At 44.8% G+C, this 5,144-nt stretch carries 5 protein-coding genes; 1 reads left to right on the forward strand and 4 read right to left on the reverse strand.

Annotated elements, in window-relative coordinates; genetic code table 11:
* Nucleotides 1-125: 125 nt before the first annotated feature.
* Nucleotides 126-410 (forward strand): hypothetical protein, encoded by a 285-nt coding sequence (locus tag VN429_RS12200; RefSeq protein WP_325633720.1) that lies wholly within the window; start codon nucleotides 126-128, stop codon nucleotides 408-410.
* Here the strand turns inward: VN429_RS12200 and VN429_RS12205 are convergent.
* From VN429_RS12205 to VN429_RS12220, 4 genes are all read right to left on the reverse strand, one after another.
* Complete coding sequence (locus VN429_RS12205) at nucleotides 407-1,198, reverse strand: ABC transporter ATP-binding protein (RefSeq protein WP_325633722.1); 792 nt, start codon at nucleotides 1,196-1,198, stop codon at nucleotides 407-409. The genes VN429_RS12200 and VN429_RS12205 overlap by 4 nt on opposite strands.
* A complete protein-coding gene (locus VN429_RS12210; protein WP_325633724.1) occupies nucleotides 1,195-2,187 on the reverse strand; it encodes a FecCD family ABC transporter permease in 993 nt (330 codons plus the stop codon). The genes VN429_RS12205 and VN429_RS12210 overlap by 4 nt, the downstream gene beginning before the upstream one ends.
* Nucleotides 2,188-2,475: 288 nt before the next feature.
* A complete protein-coding gene (locus VN429_RS12215; RefSeq protein ID WP_325633726.1) occupies nucleotides 2,476-3,522 on the reverse strand; it encodes a radical SAM protein in 1,047 nt (348 codons plus the stop codon).
* Nucleotides 3,519-4,844, reverse strand: a complete 1,326-nt coding sequence (locus tag VN429_RS12220; protein ID WP_325633729.1) for an ABC transporter substrate-binding protein — start codon at nucleotides 4,842-4,844, stop codon at nucleotides 3,519-3,521. Before VN429_RS12220 ends, VN429_RS12215 begins: the two co-directional genes overlap by 4 nt.
* Nucleotides 4,845-5,144 lie beyond the last annotated feature (300 nt).

The following is a 5,144-nucleotide window of genomic DNA, read 5'->3' on the forward strand; positions in this document are numbered from 1 at the left end:
GCTATAAATATTTAAAAGTTCCAGCAGAATTTTGTTTCCATTAAATTAATGCCTTGAATCTCCTCTGAATACTTCAAGAGTCCTGCTAAAGGATAGTGCTCTTTGACAACTGCCACTATCCTTACATGCGAAAGCCCGGAGGTTTTGATACCTTTTATGAATTTCTGGACATGATAAGCTCTCAGGAAAGGTTATTCATCACTACCTGGAACCTTCATTCCTGGAGATACTTAAACGAAGCTTTCGGGATCGAGAGGTACTTCCCGGTACAGGTCTTCATCCCGGATTTCAATAAAGAAAATCTCAACCCTTTATCCTCAAAAGGTATGGAAAAGAAGAGATCAGATTTTATAACGTTAAAACACTTGATCCTCTTTGTATTCTGGTTGCAAGCAAGACCTGAGGTTTAATCCTTGACTACTGGTACAGCAATTTTGCGTTTAATCTCACCGTCCATGCTGATAATCTTGATTGGTACTCCATAGGCTTCCTGAAGATTCTTTTCAGTAACCACGACTTCAGCCGGGCCCATTGCCAGAAACTTCCGGTCTTTCATGATACCCACCTTGCTGGATGAAAGGAACGTATGATCCGGGAAATGTGAGGTCATCACCAGTGCCAGTCCCTTTTGAGACAGTTTTCTTATCATTTTTATTGTGTAAATCTGGTTGCCTACATCCAGATGAGAAGTCGGCTCGTCAAGCAGGAGAATCTCAGGTTCTTGGGCAAGCACACGAGCCATAAGCACAAGCTGCATCTGTCCACCACTGAGTTCTGTGTATGGCCTGTCCCGGATGTGCTCAATGTTCACTGTCCTGAGAGCCTCAAGCGCAATTTCTCTATCTCTGTGAGAAGGAGAAGCAAACGTATTCAGGTGAGGGGTTCTACCCATCATGACCACCTGAAGTACGGAATACGGAAAGGTTGGAGTATGGATCTGAGGAATGAAACCTATTTTCTTCGCAAGTTTTTTTGGCGCATACGACGAAATGTCCTTTCCATCGATATAGATACTTCCCGCATTCAGCGGATACAGGTTACAGAGGCAGCGAAGAAGAGTTGATTTGCCGGTGCCGTTGGGTCCGAGAATACAAAACACATCCCCCGAATCTACCGAGAATGAGATATTCTCGAAGATGTTTCTTTTCCCATCATAGGAAAAGGCAGCATTTTTTACTTCAAGTCTTGCACACATCATGACCACGTCTTTTTAGCTTTATATAACAGGTATAAAAATAGCGGGGCACCCAGAATCGAAGTGACTATACTGATGGGTATTTCTACATATGTCAGCGTCCTGCATATCGTATCGACTGCCAGCAGATAGGAACCTCCTAACAGTATGGATGCTATTATCATGTCTTTATGATCAGGACCAACCAGCATCCTGGAAATATGAGGTATTATCAGCCCCACCCAGCCGATCACGCCTCCGATGCAGACGGCTGCAGCGGTCAGTAGAGTAGAACAGACAATAACCACCGGACGGAAACACCTGATATCTATTCCCAGAGATCTGGCCTCTTCATCACCCATGGAAATAACATTAAGCTGCCATCGCAGCAGGACAATTACCATCATGGCAATTAGAATAACCGGTACGACCAGAATAAAATTAGCTGTAGAAGCCCTGGCAAACGAACCCATAAGCCAGAAGACAATATCAGGAAGCTTGCTATAAGGATCAGCCACAAATTTCAGCAGTGAAATCATTGCAGAGAACAGGCCTCCTACAATTATTCCTGCCAGCACAAGCACCAGTGTAGGATTGCTGCGATAGACACGACTTATCACAAAGGTCATACTCACTGCAAGCAGCCCGAAAACGAATGCTGACAATTGTATTACACTGGTTCCCTGATCCATCAGTATTGCCAGGGCTGCACCTACCCCTGCACCGGCAGAAACGCCCAGAATGGATTCGGAAACCAGCGGATTGCGAAAAACACCCTGATATGTGGCACCTGAGACTGCAAGACCTGACCCTGCGAGGATGACAGCGACTGCCCTAGGTAATCTCACGTCCCAGACGACCGTATCCATAACTGCGGACCATGTATGCGGTATAGACCAGAAGAAACCTATCCTTACGCCGGAAATGATTGCTACCATATCTCCGATCCGTTCCAGAATACCGGCAACTACGATGACCACAACAGTAACAGGGTCAACAGGGTATCTGCCCATGAAGAGGGATGTGATAAGAACACCGATCAACAGCAGAAATAAAATAAAGTTTATCGATGCCTTACCCGGATATAACCTGTGTTTAGCCCCGTAACTAAGAACATCATCGGAGTTATTCGTGTTTTCCTGTTCGTCTATTTCCACTCGTCTCGTGATTAACATACCCTTAGGATGGAAATCTTAGATTCAGCGATTGTCTCAATACAGGCCAATCCGTATCATCCCTTCAATACTTCCCGGTTAGTTCTCAGACAGGTCCTGAAATTCATTCGTTAGCTCAGAAATTACTCAAAAAATTACTTTTTCAATACCTGATTCTTTGAGAAGCTCCGCAGCAGTAGCGATGGTATTACGATACTCCATGCGATCACGATATTCCAGTGCTGAGTGCAGGTACCAGTTGTTCCTGTAGGCCGGAACACGATTGATATGCACACCGCCAATACGGTTGCCTCCACCAGCCATGACCCACATGGGAATATCATCATAGCTCCACCCCGCCGCCGGTCCGATGTCTATATCCCTCAGAACCAGACGCATTATTGCGATTATGCGGGAGCCTTCCATTGTCGAGCAGCGCGGGTGTTCCTCCATAGGTGTTCCCCTGACCGGGAAGAAGCGACTCACATACACGCTTTTCAGGTTTCTGAACTGGCGGACAAAGAACATGAAATCCACATAATCTTTGTAGCGTTCAGTCCCTGTCGTCAACCCGGCAAGCATCCCGGTACCGAACTCCAGCCCTGCATCGTTAATCATCCCTGCCAATTTCACCTTGGCATCGAAGCTGTCTCCTGCCTTGACCTTTCGGAACAGGTCACGATTCGCAGTCTCAAAGGATGCTCCTATCCGTTTCACTCCAAGCCGTTTCAGTTCCAGGATACTTTCCTCTGACATGGCAGCACCGACATTAACCGTTATGTCAGCTGATGTAAGGGGAGTGATTGCGCGTACTATCTCAACAATGTCCCTGCCATCTGACCGCCGGTCTGTGCCACCGCTAAGATGGAATTCCTTCAGTCCCTGCTCTTCAATGTATTTCACACCAGTCTTTATTTCATCAATGGTTAGGGGCTGAGTCGTGTCCTTGGTCCAGTATGGGCAATATGAACATAGTGGCTTCAGTTTGCAGGGAAGAACCGAGGCAATTCCCCCGCTCCATCGGAAAGTGTTTCCTATCTCCTTATTTCTTACTGCTAGGGCTGTCCGGAACATATCCTGTGCTTTTGCGAAATTCTCGGTCTCTTTAAAAAGAAAGAGAGCCTCATCGTAATCGATAGGCTCATCTATACTTTTCTGAAGTATTTTTTCATAAGACATTACCGGGCTTGTCATACTACCGTCTCAGCGATCTTTTCATCTGTTATGTTGTCGTAGAGGTAGAACTCCGAGTAGAACTCACGTGTCTCGTTATTGAAATCAAACGTTACTTTATCCGGATACAGTTTCTCTGCTGTCCACATTAGACCCATAATAGATTGGATTCCGTCCAGTGATTCCCAACGGGGAGCTGCGCATACACGGCCGTTCTTCACCGCATTGATGGATTGCCACTGAGTATCGTTTAGAATTGTATTCTTCTCTGTTTCCGTCTTTGTAATTATTACATCAGGATTCCAGAGAAGGACCTGCTCAATGTTGACTACAAGATGCTCATCGACTTTCTGGGCAGAAGTCAGAGAAGTGTTTGTGTCATACATATCGACACCACCTGCCAGGTCGATTATCGAACTCATTACTGTAAGCGGTCCTACAGTTGAAAGCGGGCCATCGTGGGACGCATAATAAACTTTTACACTCTGATCCTCTGGAATCGTCGAAGTAATATCCGTTACCTTGTTGATTGAATCGTTCCAGTAATCTGCAAGTTCATTTGCTTCTTCCTCATTACCCAGTACCTCGCCCATTAATCTGAATGATTGCTCGTAGTCTGTCAGATTGTCTTTAGAAATAGCAACTACGGGTGCTGCATAATCAGTCTGTTCCTGGTCCAGGTTTGGATCTTTTGTCATAGATACAATCACATCAGGATCCAGTGCCAGCATCTGTTCCTGGTTCATACCTTTGAAGAATACCCCTGTGACAGGTAGACTATTTAGAGTCTCATTTGCATCTTCTGGTACCAAACGAGGATTTGCGCTGAACACCATATCTATACTGTTTAGTTTATCTGGTGCCAATCTCCAAGTCATATATGTGGGAATCGGATGCAGGCAACTTACTTTATCAATGTTTTCAGGAGTAGGAATTGTCACTGTCCTTCCTACCACATCAGTAATCTCTACCGTATCATCTGAGTCATCTGAGTTACTTGCTTGTGAAGAACTACTGCTGCTGGGATGATCGCTACTTGAATGATGTGTCGATGAGCTTACATTGTTGTCAGAATAACTTGCGGTGTTAGATGTGTTATTAGTAACATTGGAGGAATTAATAGGTGTACCATCGTTGGTTCCGTTAGAACCAATATCCTCTGCACCCCTCATCAATTTATCATTACTGCTGTTTTCTTTTTCGGTAACAGGATTTATTTTTTCCGTGATATTGCCAGAACTTGAATCACTTTCCTTTGCCGAATCACTACCTATACAGCCACTTAAAAAGACTGCAGCCACTAACATCATGGCTATGAAAAGAACTTTGAGTTTCCTATTCATATTGAATCCTCTTCCACAAGACTTTATTATTGTGTACATGCAACCTGCAATGAATGAATCTGAGCCATGCTCCGTAAACTACAGAAGTCAATCCCTATCATAACCAGGGATTCCCGCCATAGCCATGGAAATAAAAAATCACCAACAGCTAACACTGGGATGTTTCGGAGCGTTTTACTATCCTGCGCAACTGCCGGTCTATTGGTTACATGCTTACGCACGATGTCAGGGCCAGAAGCAATACAATTTCAAAATGAACTCTTCTTGCATTCAAAGCAAGACCACTAACTTTCAACGCCT

The organism is Methanospirillum sp. (genome assembly GCF_035560735.1).
Classification (GTDB): Archaea; Halobacteriota; Methanomicrobia; order Methanomicrobiales; family Methanospirillaceae; genus Methanospirillum.

Bases quoted from the DNA above. Each gene is read 5' to 3' on its own strand.
- VN429_RS12220 (WP_325633729.1), bottom strand. From the start codon at position 4,844: ATGAATAGGAAACTCAAAGTTCTTTTCATAGCCATGATGTTAGTGGCT.
- VN429_RS12210 (WP_325633724.1), bottom strand. From the start codon at position 2,187: ATGGGCAGATACCCTGTTGACCCTGTTACTGTTGTGGTCATCGTAGTT.
- VN429_RS12200 (WP_325633720.1), top strand. From the start codon at position 126: ATGCGAAAGCCCGGAGGTTTTGATACCTTTTATGAATTTCTGGACATG.
- VN429_RS12215 (WP_325633726.1), bottom strand. From the start codon at position 3,522: ATGACAAGCCCGGTAATGTCTTATGAAAAAATACTTCAGAAAAGTATA.
- VN429_RS12205 (WP_325633722.1), bottom strand. From the start codon at position 1,198: ATGATGTGTGCAAGACTTGAAGTAAAAAATGCTGCCTTTTCCTATGAT.